The sequence below is a fragment of the Kribbella sp. NPDC049584 genome (assembly GCF_040675555.1).
Lineage (GTDB): Bacteria > Actinomycetota > Actinomycetes > Propionibacteriales > Kribbellaceae > Kribbella.
In genome coordinates, this window is record NZ_JBFAPF010000011.1 from 263089 (window position 1) to 287300 (window position 24212).

General features: G+C 68.3%; 25 protein-coding genes. 15 read left to right on the top strand and 10 right to left on the bottom strand.

The genetic code is table 11. From position 1 onward, the window contains the following. The first annotated feature begins 195 nt into the window (after positions 1-195). The 9 genes from hemL to AB0J62_RS32200 all read left to right on the top strand — a co-directional run bounded on the left by hemL (position 196) and on the right by AB0J62_RS32200 (position 8731). On the top strand, positions 196-1542 hold the full coding sequence (gene hemL / locus AB0J62_RS32160) for a glutamate-1-semialdehyde 2,1-aminomutase (protein WP_363879041.1): 1347 nt from the start codon (positions 196-198) through the stop codon (positions 1540-1542). Between the two features lie 37 nt (positions 1543-1579). After that, the gene (locus tag AB0J62_RS32165; protein ID WP_363879250.1) at positions 1580-2203 is read left to right on the top strand and encodes a histidine phosphatase family protein; all 624 of its coding nucleotides are present in this window, start codon (positions 1580-1582) and stop codon (positions 2201-2203) included. Then, the gene (locus tag AB0J62_RS32170) at positions 2203-2766 is read left to right on the top strand and encodes a TlpA disulfide reductase family protein (protein ID WP_363879044.1); all 564 of its coding nucleotides are present in this window, start codon (positions 2203-2205) and stop codon (positions 2764-2766) included. The genes AB0J62_RS32165 and AB0J62_RS32170 overlap by 1 nt, the downstream gene beginning before the upstream one ends. A 40-nt stretch (positions 2767-2806) precedes the next feature. Continuing rightward, positions 2807-3514, top strand: a complete 708-nt coding sequence (locus AB0J62_RS32175) for a cytochrome c biogenesis protein CcdA (RefSeq protein ID WP_363879253.1) — start codon at positions 2807-2809, stop codon at positions 3512-3514. A 1-nt stretch (position 3515) separates the two neighbouring features. Beyond that, on the top strand, positions 3516-5102 hold the full coding sequence (locus AB0J62_RS32180) for a cytochrome c biogenesis protein ResB (RefSeq protein ID WP_363879047.1): 1587 nt from the start codon (positions 3516-3518) through the stop codon (positions 5100-5102). Further along, on the top strand, positions 5099-6073 hold the full coding sequence (gene ccsB / locus AB0J62_RS32185) for a c-type cytochrome biogenesis protein CcsB (protein WP_363879050.1): 975 nt from the start codon (positions 5099-5101) through the stop codon (positions 6071-6073). Before AB0J62_RS32180 ends, ccsB begins: the two co-directional genes overlap by 4 nt. 1 nt (position 6074) lies before the next feature. After that, positions 6075-6326, top strand: coding sequence for a DUF4229 domain-containing protein (locus AB0J62_RS32190; protein ID WP_363879053.1), 252 nt, complete (start codon positions 6075-6077; stop codon positions 6324-6326). Between the two features lie 179 nt (positions 6327-6505). After that, complete coding sequence (locus tag AB0J62_RS32195) at positions 6506-7108, top strand: TetR-like C-terminal domain-containing protein (protein WP_363879056.1); 603 nt, start codon at positions 6506-6508, stop codon at positions 7106-7108. Positions 7109-7168: 60 nt separating this feature from the next. Then, positions 7169-8731 (top strand): MFS transporter, encoded by a 1563-nt coding sequence (locus AB0J62_RS32200; RefSeq protein ID WP_363879059.1) that lies wholly within the window; start codon positions 7169-7171, stop codon positions 8729-8731. 62 nt (positions 8732-8793) lie between these two features. On the opposite strand, the gene AB0J62_RS32205 is transcribed toward AB0J62_RS32200, so the two are convergent. The 3 genes from AB0J62_RS32205 to AB0J62_RS32215 are packed head-to-tail and all read right to left on the bottom strand — an operon-like array spanning position 8794 to position 10676. Then, positions 8794-9270, bottom strand: a complete 477-nt coding sequence (locus AB0J62_RS32205; RefSeq protein WP_363879062.1) for a GNAT family N-acetyltransferase — start codon at positions 9268-9270, stop codon at positions 8794-8796. Between the two features lie 37 nt (positions 9271-9307). Then, positions 9308-10327 carry a M48 family metallopeptidase gene (locus AB0J62_RS32210; RefSeq protein WP_363879065.1) on the bottom strand — a complete coding sequence of 340 codons (1020 nt, stop codon included), beginning with the start codon at positions 10325-10327 and terminating at the stop codon, positions 9308-9310. Between the two features lie 37 nt (positions 10328-10364). Further along, on the bottom strand, positions 10365-10676 hold the full coding sequence (locus AB0J62_RS32215) for a hypothetical protein (protein ID WP_363879068.1): 312 nt from the start codon (positions 10674-10676) through the stop codon (positions 10365-10367). Positions 10677-10758: 82 nt separating this feature from the next. On the opposite strand from AB0J62_RS32215, the gene AB0J62_RS32220 reads away from it, so the two are divergent. Next, positions 10759-11877: a PLP-dependent cysteine synthase family protein gene (locus AB0J62_RS32220; protein ID WP_363879071.1), complete on the top strand. Its 1119-nt coding sequence runs from the start codon at positions 10759-10761 to the stop codon at positions 11875-11877. A 109-nt stretch (positions 11878-11986) separates the two neighbouring features. On the opposite strand, the gene AB0J62_RS32225 is transcribed toward AB0J62_RS32220, so the two are convergent. Then, on the bottom strand, positions 11987-12859 hold the full coding sequence (locus AB0J62_RS32225) for a 1,4-dihydroxy-2-naphthoate polyprenyltransferase (RefSeq protein WP_363879074.1): 873 nt from the start codon (positions 12857-12859) through the stop codon (positions 11987-11989). Positions 12860-12967: 108 nt separating this feature from the next. On the opposite strand from AB0J62_RS32225, the gene menE reads away from it, so the two are divergent. Genes menE through menD form a run of 3 tightly spaced genes read left to right on the top strand, consistent with a single transcriptional unit; the run spans position 12968 to position 16631 of the window. Continuing rightward, a complete protein-coding gene (gene menE, locus AB0J62_RS32230) occupies positions 12968-14071 on the top strand; it encodes an o-succinylbenzoate--CoA ligase (RefSeq protein WP_363879077.1) in 1104 nt (367 codons plus the stop codon). After that, on the top strand, positions 14068-14994 hold the full coding sequence (locus AB0J62_RS32235) for an o-succinylbenzoate synthase (protein ID WP_363879080.1): 927 nt from the start codon (positions 14068-14070) through the stop codon (positions 14992-14994). Before menE ends, AB0J62_RS32235 begins: the two co-directional genes overlap by 4 nt. After that, positions 14991-16631, top strand: a complete 1641-nt coding sequence (menD, locus tag AB0J62_RS32240) for a 2-succinyl-5-enolpyruvyl-6-hydroxy-3-cyclohexene-1-carboxylic-acid synthase (RefSeq protein ID WP_363879083.1) — start codon at positions 14991-14993, stop codon at positions 16629-16631. Before AB0J62_RS32235 ends, menD begins: the two co-directional genes overlap by 4 nt. On the opposite strand, the gene mptB is transcribed toward menD, so the two are convergent. Genes mptB through AB0J62_RS32260 form a run of 4 tightly spaced genes read right to left on the bottom strand, consistent with a single transcriptional unit; the run spans position 16618 to position 20515 of the window. Further along, positions 16618-18042, bottom strand: a complete 1425-nt coding sequence (gene mptB / locus AB0J62_RS32245; protein WP_363879086.1) for a polyprenol phosphomannose-dependent alpha 1,6 mannosyltransferase MptB — start codon at positions 18040-18042, stop codon at positions 16618-16620. The two genes, menD and mptB, sit on opposite strands and share 14 nt — an antisense overlap. A 51-nt stretch (positions 18043-18093) precedes the next feature. Then, positions 18094-18858, bottom strand: a complete 765-nt coding sequence (locus AB0J62_RS32250) for an ABC transporter permease (protein WP_363879089.1) — start codon at positions 18856-18858, stop codon at positions 18094-18096. Continuing rightward, a complete protein-coding gene (locus AB0J62_RS32255; RefSeq protein ID WP_363879092.1) occupies positions 18855-19847 on the bottom strand; it encodes an ATP-binding cassette domain-containing protein in 993 nt (330 codons plus the stop codon). The genes AB0J62_RS32250 and AB0J62_RS32255 overlap by 4 nt, the downstream gene beginning before the upstream one ends. A gap of 32 nt (positions 19848-19879) precedes the next feature. Next, complete coding sequence (locus tag AB0J62_RS32260) at positions 19880-20515, bottom strand: PadR family transcriptional regulator (RefSeq protein ID WP_363879094.1); 636 nt, start codon at positions 20513-20515, stop codon at positions 19880-19882. 55 nt (positions 20516-20570) lie between these two features. Between AB0J62_RS32260 and AB0J62_RS32265 the strand changes: the two genes are divergently transcribed. Further along, the gene (locus AB0J62_RS32265) at positions 20571-21404 is read left to right on the top strand and encodes a GNAT family N-acetyltransferase (protein WP_363879097.1); all 834 of its coding nucleotides are present in this window, start codon (positions 20571-20573) and stop codon (positions 21402-21404) included. Position 21405: 1 nt separating this feature from the next. Here the strand turns inward: AB0J62_RS32265 and AB0J62_RS32270 are convergent, their stop codons facing one another. Then, positions 21406-22023 carry an MBL fold metallo-hydrolase gene (locus AB0J62_RS32270; protein WP_363879100.1) on the bottom strand — a complete coding sequence of 206 codons (618 nt, stop codon included), beginning with the start codon at positions 22021-22023 and terminating at the stop codon, positions 21406-21408. A gap of 1 nt (position 22024) precedes the next feature. Next, entirely contained in the window at positions 22025-23287 is a 1263-nt protein-coding gene (locus AB0J62_RS32275) for an isochorismate synthase (protein WP_363879103.1), read from the bottom strand. Between the two features lie 129 nt (positions 23288-23416). On the opposite strand from AB0J62_RS32275, the gene AB0J62_RS32280 reads away from it, so the two are divergent. Continuing rightward, positions 23417-24136: a demethylmenaquinone methyltransferase gene (locus AB0J62_RS32280; protein WP_363879106.1), complete on the top strand. Its 720-nt coding sequence runs from the start codon at positions 23417-23419 to the stop codon at positions 24134-24136. The last annotated feature ends 76 nt before the right edge of the window (positions 24137-24212 follow it).

The following is a 24212-nucleotide window of genomic DNA, read 5'->3' on the forward strand; positions in this document are numbered from 1 at the left end:
TCTTTCCCGGTCGCCGTCGTAATAGGTCTAACGTCCGCCCCGTTGCGTGGGTTACGCGCCGGACGAGACCGTGTACGTGCGGTTACCGGGTACCCATACTGGCGCGTAACAAAGCCGCTGTGAACCCCCTGCGCACGATCCACCCGTGTAATTCCGACCGCCCTGCCCACCGGCCCGCGTGGCCGGTCGGGGAGAATGTCCGGCGTGCCCGCACACACAGAACAGTCCGCCGCGCTCTTCGACAGGGCCTCCGCCGTCACCCCGGGCGGGGTCAACTCTCCCGTACGGGCGTTCCGCGCCGTCGGCGGCGTACCGCGTTTCATGGCATCTGGTGACGGATGTCACATGACCGACGTCGACGGGAACCGCTACCTCGACCTGGTCTCCTCGTGGGGTCCGCTGCTGCTCGGACACGCTCACCCGGAGGTGATCGCCGCCGTCCAGGCCGCGGTCGCCCGGGGTACGTCGTACGGGACGCCGACCGAGACCGAAGTACTGCTCGGTGAGGAGATCGTCGCCCGGACGCCGGTGGACAAGGTCCGGCTGGTGTCGTCCGGGACCGAGGCCACGATGTCCGCGCTCAGGCTGGCCCGCGGGTTCACCGGTCGCGCCAAGATCATCAAGTTCGCCGGCTGCTACCACGGACATGTGGACGCACTGCTGGCCCAGGCCGGTTCCGGTGTCATCACGCTGGGCATCCCCGGTACGCCGGGGGTCACCGAGGCGACCACGGCCGACACGATCGTGTTGCCCTACAACGACCAAGCCGCCGTCACCGCGGCGTTCGCGGAGTACGGCGACCAGATCGCGGCCGTGATCACCGAGGCCTCGCCCGGCAACATGGGCGTCGTCCCGCCGCGTGACAACTTCAACGCTTTCCTGGCGCAGGCCTGCCGCGAGAACGGCGCACTGTTCATCTCCGACGAGGTGATGACGGGCTTCCGGATCACCCGCTCCGGTTGGTACGGCGTCGACGGCGTACAGCCGGATCTGATGACGTTCGGCAAGGTGATGGGCGGCGGCTTCCCGGCCGCTGCGTTCGGCGGCCGGGCGGATGTGATGGCCCACCTGGCGCCCGAGGGCTCGGTCTACCAGGCCGGGACGCTGTCCGGGAACCCGATCGCGACGACCGCCGGTCTGACCACGCTGCGGCTGGCGACCGACGAGGTCTACGCCAAGATCGACGAGACGTCGCTCACGATCCAGCGGCTGGTGTCGACCGCGCTGGACAAGGAAGGTGTGCCGCACGTCATCCAGGCGGCCGGGAACCTCTTCAGCGTCTTCTTCGTGGAGTCCTCGGAGGGACCTGCCGAGATCCGGGACTTCGCCGGTGCCAACGCTCAGGTGCTGCCCCGGTTCACGGCGTTCTTCCATGCCATGCTGGACGCCGGCGTCTACCTGCCGCCGAGCGCCTTCGAGGCCTGGTTCGTCAGTGCGGCCATCGACGACGACGCGCTGGCCGCGTTGGAGTCGGCTCTCGCCCCGGCTGCTCGGGCTGCAGCCGCAGTACCAGCCGCAGTACAAGCCGCAGTACAAGACTGAAGGGACAGCGGTGACCGAAACGACGGTCGTGCACCTGATGCGTCACGGCGAGGTGCACAACCCGACCGGCGTGCTGTACGGCCGGATCCCCGACTTCCACCTGTCCGAACTCGGGCGCACGATGGCCGAGCGTGTGGCCGAGCATGTCAAGGGCCGCGACATCGTGCACCTGGTCAGCTCGCCGCTGGAGCGGGCCCAGGAGACGATGGAGCCGATCGCCAAGGTGTTCGGGCTCACCCCCGATATCGACGAGCGCGTGATCGAGGCGGCGAACCTGTTCGAGGGCAAGAAGTTCGGCGTCGGAGACGGTGCGCTGCGCCGGCCCAGCGCCTGGTGGTTGTTGCGGAATCCCTGGAAGCCGTCCTGGGGTGAGCCGTATCAGCAGATCGTCCGGCGGATGCGCGACGCGATCGAGACCGCCCGGGAGAAGGCCGCCGGGCACGAGGCGCTGATCGTGTCGCACCAACTGCCGATCTGGACCGTCCGGTCCGCGATCGAGGGTCGCCGGATGCTGCACGACCCGCGCAAGCGCCAGTGCAGCCTGGCCAGCCTGACGTCGTTCACCTTCCACGGCGACCAGATCGTCTCGGTCGGCTATTCAGAGCCCGCGAAGGATCTGTTGCCGGTCAAGCCCCCCAAGAAGTTCGTCGGCGGTGCGTGATGATCCGACGTACGGCGGTTGCAGTGGCCGGTCTGCTCCTCCTCGCGGGGTGCAGCTCGGGTCAGCAGGCCGCGCAGAACCGGCAGGGCCAGTCGGGCTTCGTCAGTGGCAACGGCAACGTGTCGGTGTTCGCGGCCGGCGACCGGAAGGCTGCTCCGGAGCTCACCGGGAAGACGCTGGACGGGAAGACCTGGACGCTGTCCGACCAGACCGGCAAGGTCGTCGTACTGAACGTCTGGGGCTCGTGGTGCCCGCCGTGCCGCAAGGAAGCACCTGACCTGGTCGCGGCGTCGAAGGAGCTCGGCCCGTCGGTGCAGTTCATCGGGCTGAACACGCGCGACCTCGATCCGGCCCAGGCGAAGAAGTTCGTCCAGGAGTTCGCGGTGCCGTACCCGAACCTCTACGACCCGGACGGCAAGGGCCTGCTGCGGTTCCGCGGCCAGATCTCGTCGGCCGCCATCCCGACCACGCTGGTGATCGACAAGACCGGCAAGGTGGCCGGGCGGGTGGTCGGCGAAGTCACCAAACAGACCTTGCTCGGCATGGTCAAGGACGCCGGTTGAGCTGATGGGACAGTGGTTCGCCGACTCGATGACGGGGTCGATGCTGGTAGCACTGCCGATCGCGGTGCTCGCCGGCGCGATCTCGTTCTTCTCGCCGTGCGTCGTCCCGCTGCTGCCCGGTTACCTCTCCTATGTCACCGGTCTGTCCGCGGCCGAGCTGGACTCGGCGAAGCGCGGCCGGATGCTGGCCGGTACGGCGCTGTTCGTGGCCGGCTTCTCCGCGGTGTTCATCCTGACCGGGGTGGTGTTCGGCAAGGCCGGTGATCTGCTGATCGATCACCAGACCGCGATCACGCGGGTGCTCGGCGCACTGACCGTTGTGCTCGGCATCATCTTCCTCGGCGGGTTCGGCTTCATGCAGCGGGACCTGCGGGTGCACCGGGTTCCGGCGGTCGGGATCGCGGCGGCGCCGCTGCTCGGCGTACTGTTCGGATTCGGGTGGACTCCGTGTATCGGTCCGACGCTCGGGACCGTGATGACGCTGGCCACCACCGAGGGCAGCAGCGGGCGGGGCGCGGTGCTGGCACTGGTGTTCAGCCTCGGGCTCGGCATTCCGTTCATCGTCGCTGCGCTGGCGTTCCGGCGGATGCTGGGCGCGGTGGCGTGGGTCCGCAAGCACCAACTGCTGGTGATCCGGATCGGCGGCGTACTGATGATCGCGGTGGGACTGTTGCTGCTGACGGGAGTGTGGGATGCGATGACCGCGGACCTGCGGCAGTGGGTTGCCAACTTCGGATCGGCGGTCTGAGATGAGCGACGTCAAGGACCGGATCGCGGCTTCCTCGAAGCCCGAGGAGCCTTCGACACCGCCGGCGATGGGACTGGTCGGCTGGCTGCGGTGGACCTGGCGGCAGCTGACCTCGATGAAGACCGCGCTGGTGCTGCTGTTCCTGCTCGCGCTCGGCGCGGTGCCCGGATCGCTCGTCCCGCAGACGCCGATCGACCCGATCAAGGTCTCGGACTTCCTCGCGGCGCACAAGACGCTCGGACCGCTCTACGACAAGCTCGGGCTGTTCGACGTCTACAAGTCGGCGTGGTTCTCGGCGATCTACCTGCTGCTGTTCATCTCGCTGATCGGTTGCGTCGTACCCCGGCTTTCTGTTTATGCGAAGGGCTTGCGGGCCCGGCCGCCGAAGCCGCCGCGGAACCTCAACCGGCTGCCCGGGTACGAGCGGTTCGAGGTCGACGGCGGGGACGGCGTACTCGAGGCCGCGACCCGCGAGCTGCGCAAGCGGCGCTTCCGCGTGCAGGCGTACGACGGAGCGGTCGGCGCGGAGCGTGGTTATCTGCGCGAGGCGGGCAACCTGCTCTTCCACTTCTCGCTGATCCTCGCGCTGGTCGGCGTCGCGTGGGGCTCGCTGTTCGGGTACCGCGGCTCGGTGCTGGTTGTCGTGGGCAACGGTTTCTCGAACACGGTCGCGCAGTACGACGACTTCACGCCCGGACGCGCGTTCAGCGGTGACGACGACCTGCCACCGTTCTCGCTGACCGTCAAGGACTTCCAGGTGAAGTTCCAGGAGGACGGGCCGCAGAAGGGTGCGGCGCGGGAGTTCAAGGCGCAGCTGGCCTACCAGGAGACGCCGGACGCGCCGGAGAAGTCGTACGAGCTGCAGGTCAACCATCCGCTGAAGCTGGACGGCAGCAGCGTCTACCTGCTCGGACACGGGTACGCGCCGCGGGTGACGGTCAAGGACGGGCAGGGGAACGTCGCGTTCTCCGGGCCGGCGCCGTTCCTGCCGCAGGACTCGAACTTCTCGTCGTTCGGCGTGATCAAGGCACCGGACGCGCGGCCGATGACGCTGGGCTTCGAAGGGTTCTTCCTGCCGACCGCGGTGATCGGCCCGGACGGTCCGGTGTCGGTCTTCCCCGACGACCTGAACCCGGAGCTGGTGATGACCGGGTACTACGGCCGGCCGCAGCCGGAGACCGGGAAGCCGGAGTCGGTGTACCAGCTGGACAAGACCAAGCTGACGCAGTTCCAGCAGAACGGCGACAAGTGGCGGTTCCAGCTCGCGCCCGGGCAGAGCGTCCCGCTGCCGGACAAGGCCGGATCGATCACGTTCGACGGATACAGCCGGTGGGTGAAGCTGCAGGTCAGCCACACTCCCGGGACGGATCTCGCGCTGGCGGGCATCCTGCTGGCGATCCTCGGGCTGATGGGCTCGCTGTTCGTGCATCCGCGTCGTACCTGGGTGCGCGTGCGCGACGAGGACGGGCGTACCGTTGTCGAGGTCGCCGGTCTGGACCGCGGCCCCGAACGTGGCCTCGGCGACGAGATCCACGCCATCACCAAGAGCCTGAGACCCGCCAGCCCGAGCAACGAGGAGCAGCCATGAGCCCGGAGACCTACGCACAAGTCTCCAACCTGCTGATCCCGACCGCCACGGTGATCTACGTCCTGGCCCTCATCTCCCATGCGATGGAGTGGGCCCTGGGCCGCGCGCCGGTAGCCAAGGTCGAGGTCAAGGAAGAGGTATTGGTCGGCTCAGCCGGTGAGCAGTCCACTGCCGAAGTCGACGCATCGGCTGCTCCGGCGTCGAGCGAGCGGATGGACGCGGCCAGTCGGATCGGGCTGCTGCTGACCTGGTTGGCGTTCGTTCTGCACCTGGGTGGTGTGGTGACGCGCGGGCTGGCGGCGGGGCGCGTGCCGTGGGGGAACATGTACGAGTTCTCCATCACCGCGTCGCTCGCCGTGGCGATCGTCTACTTGATCTTCGTGCAGAAGTACAAGCTGCAATGGCTCGGCCTCGGCGTGACGTTCGTGATCTCCGCCGTACTCGGTCTGGCCTCCCTCGCGCTCTACACCCCGGCCGGCCCGCTGGTCCCGGCGCTGCACTCGTACTGGCTCGTCATCCACGTCTCCGCCGCCGCGATCTCCGGCGGTGCGTTCACGGTCGGCGGCCTCGTCTCCGTGCTGTACCTGGTCAAGGCCCGCGCCGAGCGCAAGGTCCTGGCCGGCGGCTCCATGTCCGCATCGCTGCGCCGGCTCCCGACCGCTGAGGCGATGGACAGTACGGCGTACAAGGTGCTGGCGTTCGCGTTCCCGCTGTGGACGTTCGGCGTACTCGTGGCCGGTCCGATCTGGGCCGAGCACGCCTGGGGGCGGTACTGGGGCTGGGACCCGAAGGAGGTCTGGTCGCTGGTGACCTGGGTGGTGTACGCCGCCTACCTGCACGCCCGCGCGACCGCCGGCTGGCGTGGCCGCCGGGCCGCGACGATCGCGATCGTCGGCTGGTTCGTCTTCATCTTCAACTTCGTCGGCGTCAACCTGTTGGTCTCCGGCCTGCACTCCTACGCTGGGGTCTGAGATGAAAGAGTTCGCGATCTACACCGGTCTGCGGGCGGCGCTGTTCGCCGTCTGCTTCGCCGTGCTCTGGTTCGCGCTGCACAGCTGGCTGACGATCTTCCCGCTGCTCCTGGTCGCCCTGATCATCTCGTCGATCCTCTCGATCTTCGTACTGCGCGCCGCCCGCGAACGGCTGGCCGGCAAGATCGAGACCCGCGCCGCGACCATCTCGCAGCGCCTCGAGCAGGCGCGCACCGCCGAAGACGACGACTGAGCCTCCGTCCGGCGTGACAACGCCGTACCAGTGATCCACTGGTACGGAGAGTGACCTATGCCACTCGTGAATTCCGCGGAAAATCCTTTGTGCGTTCCTTCACATGAGTCGTAGAGTGATGGATGAAACGAAACAGTTTCGTTCTATCGGTGTTCTTGTAGCTACGCAGGGTGATGAAGGTGGACAACGTAGGCGTACGGCAGCGGCCGCGGGTCGAGGGCGGTCGTGAGGACGAGATCCTCGATGCGACCGTGGCGGTGGTGGCCGAGCTCGGCTACGACCGGCTGACCATGGACGCGGTGGCGACGGCGGCGAAGGCCAGCAAGGCGACGCTGTACCGGCGCTGGTCCACCAAGGCCGAGCTGGTGGTCGACGCGATCAGCCGGGCCAAGGGGTGCCCGATGCCGGAGGAGGTCGACACCGGCAGCCTGCGCGGCGACCTGGTCTCGATGGCCTGCGGCGCGGGCGGTTTCACCGACGAGCTTCCGATGTCGGTGATCGCCGGTCTGCTGACCGCGCTGCATCGCGACGACGAGCTGCAGAAGGCTTTCCGCGAGCGCTTCCTGGCGCCCCGGCAGGCCCTGACCAACAAGGTGTACGAGCGTGCCGTCGAGCGCGGCGAGATCGCGCCGGACGTCGACGTCGACCTGCTGTCGGTGACGTTGCCCGCGGTGATCATCCACCACGCCTACATCCTCGGCGTCGAACCGACCGACGACCTGATCCTCCGAGTGATCGACAACGTGATCCTGCCTGCGGCGCGGGGGTCGCAGGTGAGCTGACCGGTGAGGGGCCGGTCCGCGACAAAGCAAGACAGTCTGCCCAAGAGGGGAAGTTTTCTTATGTCCGAAGAAGTCATCAAGGCCGATCCGCCGGAAGGCAGGCCGACCGACGCGGTCGGCGAGCCCGACGGCCACGGTCACCGCAATCTCGGTATCGCGCTCGCGCTGATCTGCATGGCGCAGCTGATGGTGGTGCTGGACGGCACGATCGTCAACATCGCGCTGCCGCACATCAAGGGCGCGCTCGGTTTCAGCGACGCGTCGCTGCCGTGGGTGGTCAACGCGTACGCGCTGGCCTTCGGCGGTCTGCTGCTGCTCGGCGGCCGGATCGGTGACATCCTCGGTCGCCGCAAGGTCTTCGTGTTCGGCGTCGTCCTGTTCGGCCTGGCGTCGTTCGTCGGCGGTATCGCGCAGAGCGAGAGCGTGCTGCTGATCAGCCGCATCCTGCAGGGTCTCGCGGCCGCGGCGGCCTCGCCGAACGCGCTCGCGCTGATCACCACGACGTTCCCGGCCGGCAAGGAACGCAACCGGGCGATGGGCGTGTACGCCGCGATGTCCGGCGCGGGTGCTGCCGTCGGTCTGATCCTGGGTGGCGCGCTGACCGAGGCGTCCTGGCGCTGGACGTTCTTCATCAACACGCCGATCGGCCTGCTGGTCGCCGTACTGGCATTCCGGTTCCTGGGTGAGTCGGCGCGGCAGTCCGGCAAGTTCGACCTGCCGGGTGCGATCACCGGCACGCTCGGTCTGACCTCGCTGGTCTACGGCCTGACGCACGCCGCGACCAACGGCTGGGGCGACGCGCTCACGCTGACGTACATCTTCGGCGGTCTGGCGCTGATCGGGATCTTCCTCGCGATCGAGGCCCGCTCGAAGCATGCGCTGATGCCGTTCCGGATCCTCGCGAACCGGACCCGCGGCGTCAGCTTCTTCGTGATGCTGATCGTCGGTGCGGCGATGTTCTCGATGTTCTACTTCCTGGGCATCTTCGTGCAGAGCATCATGGGTTACAGTGCGCTGAAGACCGGTATCTCGTTCCTGCCGTTCAGCCTCGGCATCGTGCTCGCGGCCCAGGTCGCGTCGACGCTGGTGGCACGGATCGACCCGCGGTGGATCGCCGGTACCGGTGGCGTGTTCGTTGCGGCCGGCATGTTCGGGTTCAGCCGGCTCCAGGTCGACTCGACGTACTGGACGCACCTGCTGCCGTACATCCTGGTGCTCTCGTTCGGCATGGGCCTGATCTTCGTGCCGCTCACGCTGACCGCGGTCAGTGGTGTGGCCGCGGAGGACTCCGGGGTCGGATCCGCCGTACTGAACACCGTGCAGCAGATCGGTGGTGCGGTCGGCCTGGCGCTGCTGGGCACGATCTCCACCAGCGCGATCAAGGACAAGTTCGCCGAGCTGGCCCCAGGACTGCAGAAGGCGGCCGAGTCCGGGCAGTCGCCGGAACAGATCAAGCAGCTGCAGGGTCAGTTCACTGCGCTCGCCACGACGCACGGGTTCACCCGGGCGTTCATCTGGTCGGCGTTCCTGGCGCTGGGCGCTGCGCTGATCACGCTGGTCGGCCTGTCGATCAAGCACAAGGACCTGGCGAACGACGGCCAGGCCCCGGTCCACATGGGCTGAGTGCTGTTGATGCTCGAAGGGCCCGCTTCCCGGGAGGGGGGAAGCGGGCCCTTCGTCTTTGGCTACAGGGTTTTCCGCATGACGATCTCGCGGCGTACGCCGTCGGCCATCAGGTCGCCGACCTCGTCGGTGTCGACGTACCCGTGGCGTAGATAGAGGTCGTGCGCAGGATCGTTGCCGGGGACAACGGATAGCTTCAGGACGGTGGCGCCGATGCTGCGGGCCCAATCCTCGATGGCGGTCATCAGCGCATTGCCGACGCCCTTGCCGCGACCCGCCGGCGCGACCCACATCGATACCAGCTCGGCGTGGCCGTCGGCCGGAAACCCGCCGGCCATGCCTACCGGCGTACCGTCGATCGAGGCGATCACCTGGTAGGCGCCGGGTGCGCTGAGCCGCTCCCGCCAGCGCTCCTCGGGAGCGTCGATCCAGTCCGCGAGCTGGGAACCGAACGCGAACGGCGCTTCTTCCAGCGCGGCGAGCCGGAGCTCGCTCCAGGACTTCCAGTCGTCCGGGCCGATGGCCTGTATGTCGATCACGCCGACAGGATCGCAGTCGGCCCGGACGGCAGACCAGTCAGTTTCGGGGCGGGAACCTGGACGAGACCCAGTCGCGAACGCCGCCGAGGCCGTCGCCGAGGTCGCGGATCAGCTTGGCCAGCGGGTCCTGTGAGCGGTTGAACGCATCGGAGTACGACTTCGCGGCGTTCTTCGCCTCCTGCGACATCGACGCGCTGGCGTCGTCCTGGCGCTTCGGGTAGTCGCCGGACACGAGCGTCGTGTATTCGCCCTCGTCGACCCACCGGCGCAGCTCGTGGGCGCGGTTCACGGCCAGGGGGTGCGACTGCGCCTCGAGCAGCAGCAGCTTCAGCACGCTGTCGCGCAGGTCACCGGCGCTCTCGTACTCCGTGCCTTGCGCGAGGAATGCCGTCGTGTCGAGCTCCGCGAGCTGACCGCCGCTGGCGAGCTTCATCTGGACCCGCAGCGCGACCGCCGGGTCCTGGGTCGCGAGCAGACCGGCGCGGTCACCCGACAGCTCTGCCTTGCGGGACCACTCGTGCAGGGCGGCGACGATCGCGCGGAGCCCGAGCGCGCCGATCGGCATCCAGTTGAACGCGCCGGTGAGACGCATCAGCCAGAGCAGTAGCGACTGATACAGCGCGTGGCCGCTCTGTGCGTGGCCGAGCTCGTGGCCGAGGACGAACCGCAGTTCCTCCTCATCCATGCCCTGGAGCAGCGCGCTGTTCACCACGATGAACGGCTTGTCCATGCCGATCGTCATCGCATTCCAGATCGGGCTGTTCGTGACGTACAGCTCGGGGAGCCGGCGGACGTCCAAGGTGGCGCCGGCCTCGGTGTAGAGCCGGTGCATGGTCGGGAACTGCCGCTCGTCCACCCGGATCGACGAGCCGAGGAACTGCAGCCGGAACGCGCGCTCGTTGATCATCCCCGACATCTTCCGCAGGAGGTAGTCGAAGCCCTTCAACTGCCGCAGTGCCACCAGCGCACCGCGGTCGGCAGGGTGCTCCCAGGCCCGCGAACTGATATCGGTCAGCGTCACCCGCTGCCGCGTCGGCCGATCGCCGTTCTCGCTCATCGCTCCCCCTGCTTCCCGCTCGTCATGGACCCCCAACTTAGCTCGCCTGTGGGTCTGGTCGAGGTTTGAGCGCCAGAGCCAGCAACAGGGTTGGGATCCAGCCCAGGGGGACGGCCCACCAGCCGAGGCCCTTGCCTGCCGCGAGTGCGGTCGTGGCGAGGCAGATCGCCGTACCAGTCAGCCAGTATCCGAACGCGGCCCAGCCTTGGTGGTGAGTGGCGCGCTGGTGACCTACCCAGGCGAAAATGAGAGTTGCGGGGAGGGCGAGCGCGGTGGCGCCGAGGGGCAGTACGGCGAGGATCAGGGCGACGTCGCCGGGGGAGAACTCGACCGCTCCGAGGGGGATCATGGGCTCGATCCTGTCGCTCGCCGGGCCCGGTCACCCAGCGTAGGAATACTCAAATCGGGCTGTAGGTCCTAGCCTGGCCCGCATGAGTGAGGCTGACAGGGTGTGCCGGGAGGTCGACCGGCGGGACGACAAGGCGCGCGCCTGGGTGTCCGAGGCGATCCGGATCGTGGATGCCGACGCGAACCGCAGCGCGGACACGCATCTGCACGTGTTCCCGATGCCCGAAGGTACCGGCGTAGACCTGTATCTGAAGGACGAGTCCGTCCATCCGACCGGTTCGCTCAAGCACCGGCTCGCCCGGTCGCTGTTCCTCTATGCCCTCTGCAACGGCTGGATCCACGAAGGCACCACCGTCATCGAGGCGTCCAGCGGGTCCACGGCGGTCAGCGAGGCGTACTTCGCGCGGCTGCTCGGCCTCCCGTTCGTCGCGGTGATGCCGCGCTCGACCAGCCCCGAGAAGGTCGAGCTGATCGAGTTCTACGGGGGCCGCTGCCACTTCGTCGAACGCTCCGGCCAGATCTACGGCGAGGCCAAGCGCCTGGCCGAAGAGACCGGCGGGCACTACATGGACCAGTTCACGTACGCCGAGCGCGCGACGGACTGGCGTGGCAACAACAACATCGCCGAGTCGATCTTCGGGCAGTTGTCTCTCGAGCAGCACCCGATCCCGACGTGGATCGTCGTCGGGGCCGGCACCGGTGGTACGTCGGCGACCATCGGGCGGTATGTGCGCTACCAGCGGTACGACACGTCGGTCGCGGTGGTCGACCCGGAGAACTCCGCGTTCTTCCCGGCGTTCGAGGCCGGCGACCACGAGTTCTCCACCGGCCGGCCGTCGCGCATCGAGGGCATCGGCCGTCCGCGCGTCGAGCCGTCGTTCGTGCTGGGTGTCGTCGACCGGATGATCTCGGTCCCCGATGCTGCGTCCATCGCGGCGATGCGCTTCTGCTCCCGCGTCACCGGGCGGCTCGTTGGCGGCTCCACCGGCACCAACCTGTGGGGCTCGCTCCGGTTGGCCGCCGAAATGCGCAAGGCCGGCACCCACGGCAGCATCGTCACCCTGCTCTGCGACAGCGGCGAGCGCTACGGCAACACGTACTACGACGACGCCTGGCTCCGCACCAGCGGCATAGACATCACGCCGTACACCATCACCCTAGAAACCTTCACCCGCACCGGCGTTTGGACCGAGCCGGAGTAGGCGGCGCCCGTCTCGCGTGGGGGGTTCGGACAAGTCGTGGGGTCCTGAGACAGGAAATAACCTGTTCAAGGCCTCCGCACCCTGTTCAAGGCCACGCTCCCGCCCGCTGTCAGCCGCCTAGGGCTAGGCCTACTGCTAGGCCGATGGCGTAGAGGAGTTCGGTTTGGCCGGTGGCTTTGAGGACTGGGATTAGGGCGGGGCCTACGGCGTCGCTGAGGACTACTCGGGTCGACTTGATGGCTAGGGGTGCGGCGATGAAGGCGAGGAGGGTCCAGGGGGTGGCGATTGCGGAGATCGCGGCTAGGGCGAAGGCGAGGATTACGAGGGCGGCGTACAGCTGGCGTGAGCGTGGAGCGCCCAGGACTACGGCCAGGGTCCGTTTGCCGGTGACGGAGTCGGTGGGGATGTCGCGGAGGTTGTTGGCGACCAGGAGCGCGCAGGCGATCGAGCCGACGGAGACGGCGCCGGCCAGGGCGGGCCAGTTGATGGTTTCGGCTTGGGCGTACGTCGTACCGAGGACGGCGACCAGGCCGAAGAAGAGAAACACACTGACCTCGCCGAGCGCGCGGTAGCCGTACGGGCGTTTGCCGCCGGTGTAGAACCAAGCGCCGAGGAGCGAGGCGGCGCCGACGACCAGGAGCCACCAGGTGGTGGTCGCGGCGAGGACGATGCCGAGGGCGGCGCCGATGCCCAGGCAGGTGAACGCGGCGGCCTTGACCTGGCCGGGGGAGGCGACCTTCGAGCCGACCAGGCGCAGCGGGCCGACTCGGTTCTCGTCGGTGCCGCGGATGCCGTCGCTGTAGTCGTTGGCGTAGTTGACGCCGATCTGGAGCGCCAGCGCGACGCCGAGGGCCAGCAGGGCCTTCCACCAGACGAAGCCGTCGAGGTACGCGGCCGCGCCGGTTCCGACGAGGACAGGGGAGATCGCGGCGGGCAAGGTGCGGGGGCGGGCGCCTTCGATCCACTGGGCAGGTGTGGCCATGACCGTCGATTCTGTCAGCCGCGAGGCCGAACCTGGGAAGTGGGCCGGTCGGCGGATGGCCGAGCCGTGAGCGGGCGTCCGGGCGGCGGGCCGTACGCTCGGGGTGTTATGGCTACGTTGCGGCTGGTTTCGGGGACGCCGGATGCGGTGCTGGCGGCGCTCGCCGCTGTGTTGGACGGCAGCGGTACGCCGTTCGCGCCGGTGCCGGAGGATGCGGTCGGGGCTGATCGGGTAGAGCAGGCGGCGGTGCCGGGTGAGCCGGTCGAGGACGGCTGTGCTGTGGTGCTGACCACTTCCGGGTCCTCAGGCGAGCCGAAAGGCGTGCTGCTGTCGCGGGAGGCACTGATCGCGTCCGCGATTGCTACGCACGATCGGCTCGGCGGGCCGGGGCAGTGGCTGCTGCCGATGAAGCCGTACTTCGTCGGCGGGTTGCAGATCCTCACCCGGTCGCTCGTCGCGGGTACGACGCCGGTGATGCTCAGGGAGAGCTTCACGCAGAGCGCGGCCGCGATGACAGGCGCTCGCCGGTACACGGCGATGGTGCCGACGCAGCTGACGCGGTATCTGGAGACGGACGCGGACGCGCTGCGGTCGTTCGACGCGATCATCATCGGTGGGGCGTCGATGACGGAGCCGTTGAAGGCGAAGGCGGCGGAGGCCGGCATCACCGCGATCCCGGCGTACGGGATGACCGAGACCGGGAGTGGGTGTGTGTACGCCGGGGTGCCGCTGGACGGTACGTCGATCTTGCTCGACGACGAACAGCGGATCCTGATCAAGGGCAGCACGCTGTTCTCCGGCTACCGGTTGCGGCCGGAGCTGACGGCCGAGGTGCTCAAGGACGGGTGGTTCCGGACGCAGGACCGGGGCGAGCTCGTGGACGGACGGCTGCGCGTCGTCGGCCGGGTCGACGATGTGGTGATCTCCGGTGGGGTGAACGTCACGCTGACCACGGTCCAGGCCCGGCTTCTCGAGCATCCGCAGGTGAAGGACGCTGTGGTGCTGGGCGCTCCGGACGCCGAGTGGGGGACCCGAGTGGTCGCCTTCGTGGTCGGGGAACCGACCGGGATCGAACGGGATGCGTTGCGGGACTGGGTGAGTGAGACGTTGCCTCGGACCTGGGCTCCGCAGGACGTGATCAGGCTGGACGCGTTGCCGATGCTTGCCTCAGGCAAGGTTGATCGCCAGGGATTGCTGGAGGCCGTGCGGTGATCACGTACTCGATCGGACTGAAGAACAAGTTTCGTGGCATCACGGTCCGCGAGGGGATGCTGTTCAAAGGTCCGGCGGGGTGGGCGGAGTGGAGCCCGTTCCTGGACTACGACGACGCGACCTGCGTGTCCTGGTTGCGCGCCGCGCGCGAAGCCGCCGAGGTCGGGTGGCCGGCGCCGGTGCGGGATCGCGTTCCCGTCAACTGCACCGTGCCCGCGCTCGGTCCCGAAAAGGCCGCGGAGATAGTGAGAGCAAGTGGCTGCGGTACGGCGAAGGTCAAGGTGGCCGAGCCGGGTCAGACGCTGGCCGACGACATCGCGCGCGTAGAAGCAGTGCGCGACGCGATCGGCACTGGACGCGTGCGGATCGATGCGAACGGCGCGTGGTCCGTCGACGAGGCAGTGCGGAGCCTCAAGGAGTTGCGGCGCTTCGACCTCGAGTACGTCGAGCAGCCGTCGGCGACCGTTGAGGAGCTGGCCGAGGTACGGCGGCGCACCGACGTATTGGTGGCGGCGGACGAGTCGATCCGGCGGGCCGAGGATCCCCTGCTGGTGAAGAAACTCGACGCCGCGGACATCGCCGTACTGAAGGTGCAGCCGATCGGCGGAGTCCAGGCCTGCCTGGAGATCGCCGAGCAGATCGGGCTGCCGGTGGTCGTGTCGTCGGCGTTGGAGACCTCGGTCGGGATTGCTGCGGGAGTGGCGTTGGCGGCGGCGCTGCCCGAGCTCCCTTATGCATGTGGTTTGGCGACGGTGTCGATGTTCACATCCGAACTAGTTGCTGAGCCACTAGTTGCAGTCGATGGTTTCCTGCCGGTCAAGCGCGTTATCCCGGATGCACAACTGCTGGAAGCGGCCCGTGCCGATGCGGAGCGGACCAAAGTGTGGGAAGAACGCCTGGAGCGAGTGAGGAGTGCGGGATGAACCCGTCCACGGCCTTTGCGACTGTGGTCGTCGATGAGCTGATCCGCAACGGCGTACGGGAAGCGGTGGTCTCACCGGGCTCCAGGAGCGCGCCGCTGGCTTTGGCGTTCGCCGAGGCGGATCGCACCGGGCGCCTCCGGCTGCACGTGCGGATCGACGAGCGTACGGCGGGATTCCTTGCCATCGGCCTGATGCGCGGCACCGGTCTACCGGTCCCAGTCGTCACCACGTCCGGTACGGCGGTGGCGAACCTGCACCCCGCCGTACTGGAGGCCTCACACAGTGGGCTTCCGCTGATCGTCCTGAGTGCGGACCGCCCGCCGGCTCTCAGAGGTAGCGGTGCGAACCAGACGACCGACCAGATCAAGGTGTTCGGCTCAGCGGTCCGGCTGTTCCACGAGATGGGTACGCCGGTCCGCGAGATCGGGCAGGTGGCGTACTGGCGGTCCCAGGTCGCGCGGGCGGTCGCCAACGCGACAGGTGCGCGGTCTGCTGACCCCGGGCCGGTGCAGCTCAACTGCCCGCTCAGTGAGCCGCTGGTGCCCACAGAGGGACCGGAGTGGCCGGAGTCGTTGCAGGGCCGAAGCACGGGCCCGTGGACTGCAGTGCATGCCGCAGCCGGCAAGCCGTCGGTCATTTCACCAGGACCGAAGACCGTAGTGGTCGCAGGCGACGGTGCATCGCAGGCCGCGCGGTTGGTGGCGGAGGCCGGCAAGTGGCCGCTGTTCGCGGAGCCGTCCAGCCGGGCGCGGACCGGTCCGTCGGTCATCTCGGCGTACCGCTTGTTGCTGCAGGCAAGCTCTCTGGAATCGGAGATCGAACGGGTGCTGGTGTTCGGGCACCCGACGTTGTCCCGGCCGATCTCGAAGCTGCTGGCCCGGCCGGACGTGGAGATGATCGTCGTCTCGCCGACCGGTCTGTGGCCGGACCCGGCCCGGCGCGCGAGGTCCGTCGTCACCGGGCTCGAGGTCACCGGCGCCGATACGACCGACTGGCTCGAGCGGTGGCAGCACGCCGACCAGCTGGCCCGTCCGGAGATCGACAAGGTACTCGCGGACAGCGTGAGCGGACCGCGCGTCGCGGCCCTCGTCGGTGAGGCGGCCGGCGCCGACGGCATGCTCGTCGTCGCATCCTCGAACCCGATCCGCGATCTCGACCTCGCCCCGATCGTCCCGATCCGCACGATCGCGAACCGCGGCCTGGCCGGCATCGACGGGACGATCTCGACGGCCGTCGGGGCGGCGCTGGCGAACGCGGGTCCGACGTACGCGCTGATCGGTGATCTCGCGTTCCTGCACGACAGCAACGGGCTCGTGATCGGACCGGACGAACCGCGTCCTGATCTGCGGCTCGTGGTCGTCAACGACAACGGCGGCGGCATCTTCTCCACGCTGGAGCAGGGCGATCCGACGCATGCCACGCACTTCGAGCGAGTCTTCGGTACGCCGCACAACGTGGACCTCGGCGCACTGTGCGCCGCGACGGGTACGCCGTACACGAGCGTCGAGACGGTCGACGAGTTGCGTGCTGCGTTGACGCCGACCGTGGCCGGCATGGATGTCGTCGAGGTGAAGGTCTCGCGCGACGGACACCGCCCGCTGGGTGAGGCGATGGTTGCCGCGCTCAAGCAGCTGTAACCGGGACCTTCGCCGTCTTCCGCGCCGGGTGCATGGTGCGGAGGTGGTTGAGCAGCGGCAGCGCCGCGGCGATCACCAGCGCGGTCGTGGTCAGGATCGGGATCGTGGCTCCGCGCAGCGACGAGTTCAGCGGCGCGGCGATCGTGAAGATCAGACTGACCGCCGTCATGATCATCGTCAGCTTCCGGCCGGGCCTCGCGACGGCCAGGAACGGCAGGCACCACAAGAAGTACCAGTCGTGCGCGCTCGGACCCAGCACGACCACTACCAGCAGTGCGATACCGACTGCGCGTGCGGCGTAGTGGATCGACGACCGGAGACTCAGCACTGCGATCAGTCCGAGCGCAGCGATCATTCCGACCAGCCGGACGATCTGGAGTGCCTGCGCGGCCGCAGTGTCCTCGCCTAGCCAGCCGAGCACGCCGGACGCCGCCATGCCGATCAGATTGGCGATGGAGAACGGTGACCGGACCAGTCCGGGCACGTCGAGCGCACCGAACCACCCAGAGCCCACACCGGTCAGGGCTCCGATGGTGAACAGCGTCAGCACCGACACAGCGCCTGCGATCGCGAGACTGGCGAACCGGAGCAGCCGTCCGGCCAGTGGGCTCATCACTGCGGCGATGGCGATTACCACGAGTCCACCTGGCAGCTTCACCGCTGCTGCGGCGCCCGCGATGACAGCCGCCGTACCCCACCGGCCGGTCAGCGCTATTGCGAACGCGCTGCAGGCCAGTCCGATCATCAGTACGTCGTTGTGTGCCGCACCGATGCCATGGGTGATCAGCATCGGGTTCAGTACGACCAGCCAGGTGGCGAAAGCCGGGTCGACACGACATGCGGTGGCCAGCCGCGGTACTGCCCAGGCGATGAGCACAATGCCTAGTACGGCGAGGAGGCGGTGCGCCAGCATCAGCGTGTACGGGTTCATGGTCAGGTGCGCGACCAGTCCGCCGTACGCGAGCGGCAACGGCCCGTACGGCGCTGGGGTCTGCATCCACATCGGGTCGACGGCCTCGATGATGTGGCCGGACAGTACGCCGGGGCCCACGTCGTACGGGTTGTAGCCGTTGGCGACCAGTGCGCCCTGCGCTGCGTAGCTCCAGGCGTCGCGGCTGAACAGCGGCGGGGCCAGTAGTAGCGGTGCGCTCCAGTACGCCGTCATGCGGAGCAGCGGGAGCCGTTCGCCGGCCATGACCCGGCGGCCCACGGCCAGCCAGGCCCAGGCCATCAGCCCGAGCCCGGCGACCATGAACGTGAGGCCGACCATCCGGCCGAGCAGCGAGTGACGAAGATCGCCGGTGACCGGCAGGCTCGCGACCCAGGAGGACTGGGGCACCACCGAGGTCACCAGGCTGGCCAGAGCAACGACGACAGAGCCGACCAGCCCACGGACCATCGGCGAACGCATACGCGAAACGCTAGTGGCTCTGAGCGACCACCAAATGAACAGTGCCTAGCGTCAGGCGGACTCCTTACGGAAAGTGCGCGCTCCGACGGTCAGACCGATCACGGTGAGCAGCACGACCCAGAACAGGCCCCACATCGATGCCGAGCTGCTGATGTCGCCACGGAACAGCGCGCGGACTCCGTTGACGACGTGCTTGAGCGGACTGATGTCGGACAGCCGCTGCAGCCAGGTCGGGCCGATCTGCATCGGCAGGAGGATGCCGGACAGCAGCAGCAACGGCATGGCGATGCCGTTGAGCAGCGGGGCCAGCGCGTCCTCGCTCTTGGTGATCAGCGCGACGGAGTACGACAGTGAGGCGAAGGTCGCGCCGAGGAGGGCGACGATCACGAGTGAGAGCAGTACGCCGCCCCACGGAGCACGCAGGCCGAGCGGAAGCGCGGCGAGGAGCAGGAGGATCGACTGGACGACGAGGACGACGACATCGCGCAGCACGCGGCCTGCCATCAACGCCATCCGGGACGCCGGGGTGACGCGGTCGGCCTCGATCACGCCGGCGCGGTACTCCGCGATCAGGCCGAAGCCGACGAACATCGCGCCGAACATCCCGAGCTGGACGATCAGGCCCGGGATGAACACCTGGTAGGCGTTCGCGGCCTGGCCCTGACTGATCTGCGCGGTGAGCGGCTTGAGGAGCGGGCCGAACAGGAACAGGTACATCAGCGGCTGGCTGAGCATCAGGATCGACCACATCGGGTTGCGGAGCGAGAGCCGCATCTGCCGGTGGAACACGATCCAGGTCTCACGCAGGACGGTCATGCGACGGCCTCTTCCTTCTCGTCGATCGGGGCGGTGGTGTGCTCGTCGCGCAGCGAGCGGCCGGTCATGGTCAGGAACACGTCGTCGAGGGTCGGATGGTGTACCTCGACACCGTGCAACTCGATGCCCTGGGCATCGATCGAGCGGAGCAGGCCGGGAAGCACCGAACCGCCGCGCTGGATGCGGAAACCGACCACGTCGGCGTCGGTCTCGACCTCCACCGCGCCGTCGAGCTCCTGGACGATCTTCATCACCGCAGGCGCTTGCGAGGTGTCGGCGAGACTCAGACGGACCGCGTCGCCGGAGACCTGCTGTTTGAGGTTCTCCGGGGTGCCGGAGGCAACGATCTTGCCGTGGTCGATGACCAGGATCCGGTCGCAGAGCGCGTCCGCCTCGTCCAGGTAGTGCGTGGTGAGGAAGATCGTGGCGCCGCGGTCGCGGAGGCCGCGGATGTGCTCCCACAGGTTCGCGCGGGCCTGCGGGTCGAGGCCGGTCGTCGGCTCGTCGAGGAAGATCAGTTTCGGGTCGTGGATCAGGCCCATCACGATGTCCAGCCGCCTGCGCTGGCCGCCGGAGAGCGTCTTGCACTGCCGGCGCCACAGGCCGGGCAGGTCGAACTCCTCGAACAGCCGCTGCCCGTCCGCGGACGCCTTCGCTTTCGGTACGCCGTACAGCCGGGCGTGATCGACCACCTCGTCGCCGGCGATCGCCTCCGGCAGCGTGGACCCACTCTGCGGGACGTAGCCGATGCCGCGACGTACGCCGACCGGGTCCTTCGCGAGATCACGACCGGCCACGGTCGCGCTCCCGCTGGTCGGCTTGATCAGGGTCGCCAGCATCCGCATCGTCGTGGTCTTACCGGCGCCGTTCGGTCCGAGAAAGCCGACGATCTCCCCGTCGGCCACATCGAGGTCAACACCCTGCACGGCTTGGACGGGCCCCCGCTTGGTCTTGAAGGTCCGCACCAGCCCACGAGCTTCGATCATCATGCGAGCCAGTGTGACTAATCAACTTTGACTAGTCAATGTTGATTAGCGGGTGGATCGGGGATCTCGCCCCAGTGCGTGACCATGCCGGGGTAGGGCTCCCAGTCGGCCGGTTCGCCGGCGAAGGCGTAGTCGCCGGCCTTGACGCGTTCGTGGAACTGGCGGGTCCACTCGAGCTCGCCGCGGTCGCGCGCGGTGGTGATGCGGAACATCTCGACGACGTGGTTGGGCGTGCCGGGGTCCTCGCGGATCTGGCGTTCGGAGTACGGCCCGGACTTCAGCCAGGCCTCCAGCTGGGAGATGCGGGCCTCGAGCGCGTCCACGACCTCGTCGCGGCGGAGCGACCACATGAAGGCCAGGGCGGCCTGCATCTTGTCAGGGTGGAAGCCGTCGACGGTCCACAGCATGCTGCGCAGGAGCGAGAAGTACTCCGTCTCGCCGTCGGTCGTCAGCTTGTACGACGTCCGGCCGGGGCGATGCGCCCCGTCCTGCTCGAGCTCGAGCAGGTAGCCGTGCTTGGCGAGCGTCCGCAGGCCGGTGTAGATCGAGCCGGGGTTGATATTCGCCCACGCCTGCACGTTCCATGTCATCAGCTCGCGGCGCAGTTGGTATCCGTACGCCGGTTGGAAGATCCGCACGACGCCGAGCAGCAACAACCGCGTGGTGGACATGGTCGCAGTGTAAATCCGACGACCCGCCACCGTCGCCAGGCGTACGATCCGGGCCATGGATGTCCGGGTGACGAGCGATCCGCAGGCGTTCGAGCAGACCGTGTTCCCTTTCCTGCAACAGGATCCGGTGCTGCACACGATCATCATGAGCAACGTCCACGAACGCGCGAACGGTACGGCGCGGGCCGAGTCCGAGCCGTCGTACTTCGTCTCCGTGCACGATCCGGACGTGATCGGCGTCGCGATGCGTACGCCGGGCCGCGGTGTGTACCTCGGTGCACTCCAGGAGGAGCTGGCGGAACCGATCGCCGACGCGTACGCCGACGTACTGCCCGAGCTCCCCGGTGTCGCGGGCGACCGCCCGGCCGCGCACAGGTTCGCGCGGCGGTGGGTCGAGCGACGGGGCGGAAGCCTGACCGAGACGCGCGGCACCCGACTGCACAAGCTGATCGATCTATGCCCGCTGTCGGCGGACGGCGGTCCGCGCCCGATGCGGGCGGACGATGTCGGCCTGGTGGCCGCTTGGAGCGACGGTTTCGCCGCTGAGGTCGCCGACATGGTCGCGACCGACAACCGCGAGTGGGCCGAGCAACGCCTCGCGGAGCGGACGCTGCGGATCTGGGAGGTCGACGGTCAGTCAGTGTGCATGGTCGGCTACCACCTCCCGCTCTTGGGCGTCTGCCGCGTCGGTCCCGTCTACACACCACCGGAGCACCGACGCCACGGGTACGCCGGCGCACTCACCAGCCACGTCTCCGCGCTGATCCTTGCCGCCGGCAACCAGGCCTGCCTGTACACGGATCTGGCCAACCCCACCTCCAACAAGATCTACCACCAGACCGGCTACCGCCCGGTGGCCGACTTCGTCGACGTCGAGTTCAGCGCTTGATTCAGTTGATCTCGGTCGACTCGCCCGGGGCGAGGCCGAGGTAGGGCCGGTCGTCGGCGTTGAGGAAGCGGGAGAACATGCTCTGGCCGATCGGGCTGAGCAGGGCGTCGTGGATGCCGACGGTCTGCTGGGACTTGATCGAGCGGGCGTACTCGACGGCCGGCGGGAGCGCGAACCACGGGCCGGAGATCGGGACGAGGTTGGTGTGTACGGCGCGATCGGGCTGCGTGAACGAGTCGCCCGGGTGGTACACGGCGTCGTCGACGAGGAAGCCGATGTTCTCGCACGGCACGCCCCACTCGGGCAGGATCACCGCGTGGTCCTTGCCATAGGCACTCACCGAGAAGCCCGCGGCCTCGAACGACTGCCCGCCCTCGACAACCTGCACCCGCTCGCCGAGCGCCGTCAGCTGCGCGGCGACGCCGGCGTTCGTGTAGACGGGTACGTCGAGCGCCGCGACCCGGTCGACGTCCAGGTGATCCTGGTGCTCGTGCGTGACGAGGATCGCGTCCGCCTTCTCGAAGGCGGCGTCCTCACTGAACGATCCCGGATCGATCAGCAGAACCTTCCCGTCCTTCTCCAACCGAACACAGGCATGCGTGAACTTGGTGAGCTTCAACTCAATCTCCTAGGGCGTCTCTCATCGGGACCAGCTTGGCGTTTGTTTCGGCCAGTTCGGCGTCCGGGTTGGAGCCGGCGACGATCCCGGCCCCGGCGAACAAGCGCATGCGGCGCGGGTTCTCCGGGTCGGCCTGGCCACAGCGAAGCGCGATGCACCACTCGCCGTCACCAGCCGCGTCCATCCATCCGACCGGCCCGCTGAAGCGTCCGCGTTGCATGCCCTCGATCTCGCCGATCAGGTCGCGCGCGACAGGCGTCGGCGTACCGCAGATCGCCGCGGAAGGATGCAGCGCGGCGGCCAGACCGAGAGCGGACGCGCCGTTGTTCGCGACGCCGGCGACGTCAGTGGCGAGGTGCATCACGTTCGGCAGGTGGAGGACGAATGGCGTCTCCGGCACGTTCATCGACTTGCAGTGCGGCTCGAGCGCGTCGGCGACCGACCGGACGGCGTACTCGTGCTCCTCGAGATCCTTCGACGACCGAGCCAACGACGCGGCCAGTGCCAGGTCGTGTGCGTCGTCCCCGGTACGGCGGATCGTGCCGGCGAGCACGCGCGACGTGATCAGGCCCTTCTCCCGGCGTACGAGCAGCTCCGGCGTCGCGCCGATGAGCCCGTCGACGGAGAACGTCCAGCAGTTCGGGTACGACGTGGCGAGCCGGTGCAGCGGCCAGCGCAGATCGATCGGCTGTGCCGCGATCGCGATCAGGTCGCGGGCGAGCACCACCTTGTCGAGCTCGCCGCCGGTGATCCGGCGTACGGCCTCGGCGACGATGCTCGACCAGTCGGTCCCGGTCCGGGCGCCGTCCGCGAACGTCACGTCGTACACCGGGGACGGCTCGTGGGTGACCAGCTCGGGAGCTGCGGCCAGTGAGCTGGCCGGGGAGACCGTGGTCACCCAGGTGGTGCCGGCGCGACGGCCGACGATGATTTCGGGGACGACCAGAACGCTCGGGTCCTGGTCGGTGAAGCCGAACGATCCGAAGCAGACGAGTCCGGACCCCGGTACGCCGACGTCGTCGCGCACCACCGCCGCCGACGTGAGCTCCTGCCACCAGCGCATCGCGTCCTGGAAGCGGTTGCCACCGGCAACATCGAGCCGGGCGGCGACGCCCCAGCCGACGTGGCCGTCGCCCCGCCGGACCCAGGCGAGTCCGCCGCCGACGGGCAGATGGTCCAGCAGGTGCGCGGACACATCGTCGACCACCTGGCTGCGGACCACCAGGCGCGGAGCCTGGTGGCGAGCCGGCTCAGACAAACTCACGGGACCACTCCTCGCACGCGCTGCGGCCCCGGGTTGCGGCGGCCGGACGGCTCCCAAGAGATGTACTCACGAGATGCAAGCGTATGCCTGCCCACCGGCGGACCGCGTCCCCCGTGATGAACTAGACAGGTGACCAAGGCAGACCTGAGTAAAGAACCGCATGCCGTGGCGGCCATGTTCGACAACGTGGCCGAGGGGTACGACCGGACCAACGCGGTCGCGACGATGGGTCTGGAGAAGCACTACTGGCGACCGGAGACCTTCAAGGAGATCGCACCGCGGAAGGGGATGAAGATCCTCGACCTGGCCGCCGGGACCGGTGCGTCGAGCGTCAACCTCCGTGAAGCCGGCGCCGAGGTTGTCTCGTGCGACTTCTCGGTCGGCATGCTCCGGGTGGGCAAGCGCCGGCACCCCGAACTCGACCTGATCGCCGGTGACGCGCTGCGTCTCCCGTTCGCCGACGACACGTTCGACGTGGTGACGATCTCGTGGGCGCTGCGGAACGTGAACGACGTCACGGTCGCGCTGGAGGAGATGCTCCGGGTGACCCGCCCCGGCGGGCGCCTCGTCGTACTCGAGCAGTCCCATCCCACCTGGAAGCCGTTCCGGGTCGTGTACCTCGAGTACATGATGCGCGCCGTACCGGCGGTCGCGAAGGTGGTCTCGAGCAACCCCGAGGCGTACGAGTACCTGGCCGAGTCCACCCGCGCGTGGCTCCCGCAGGAACCACTGGCCCGGACGATCCAGGAGGCCGGCTGGACCCACGTCCAGTGGCGCAACCTGACCGGCGGCCTGGTCGCCATCCACCGCGGAGTGAAGCCGTCCCGGAGCAAAAGCACGGCCGTTTAATTACGCAACGGAACTTAAGCGTAATTTGCTTGCCTGCAAGGGGGTTGGGGCGAGTTTCGTGTCCGCGTCAGGCAGT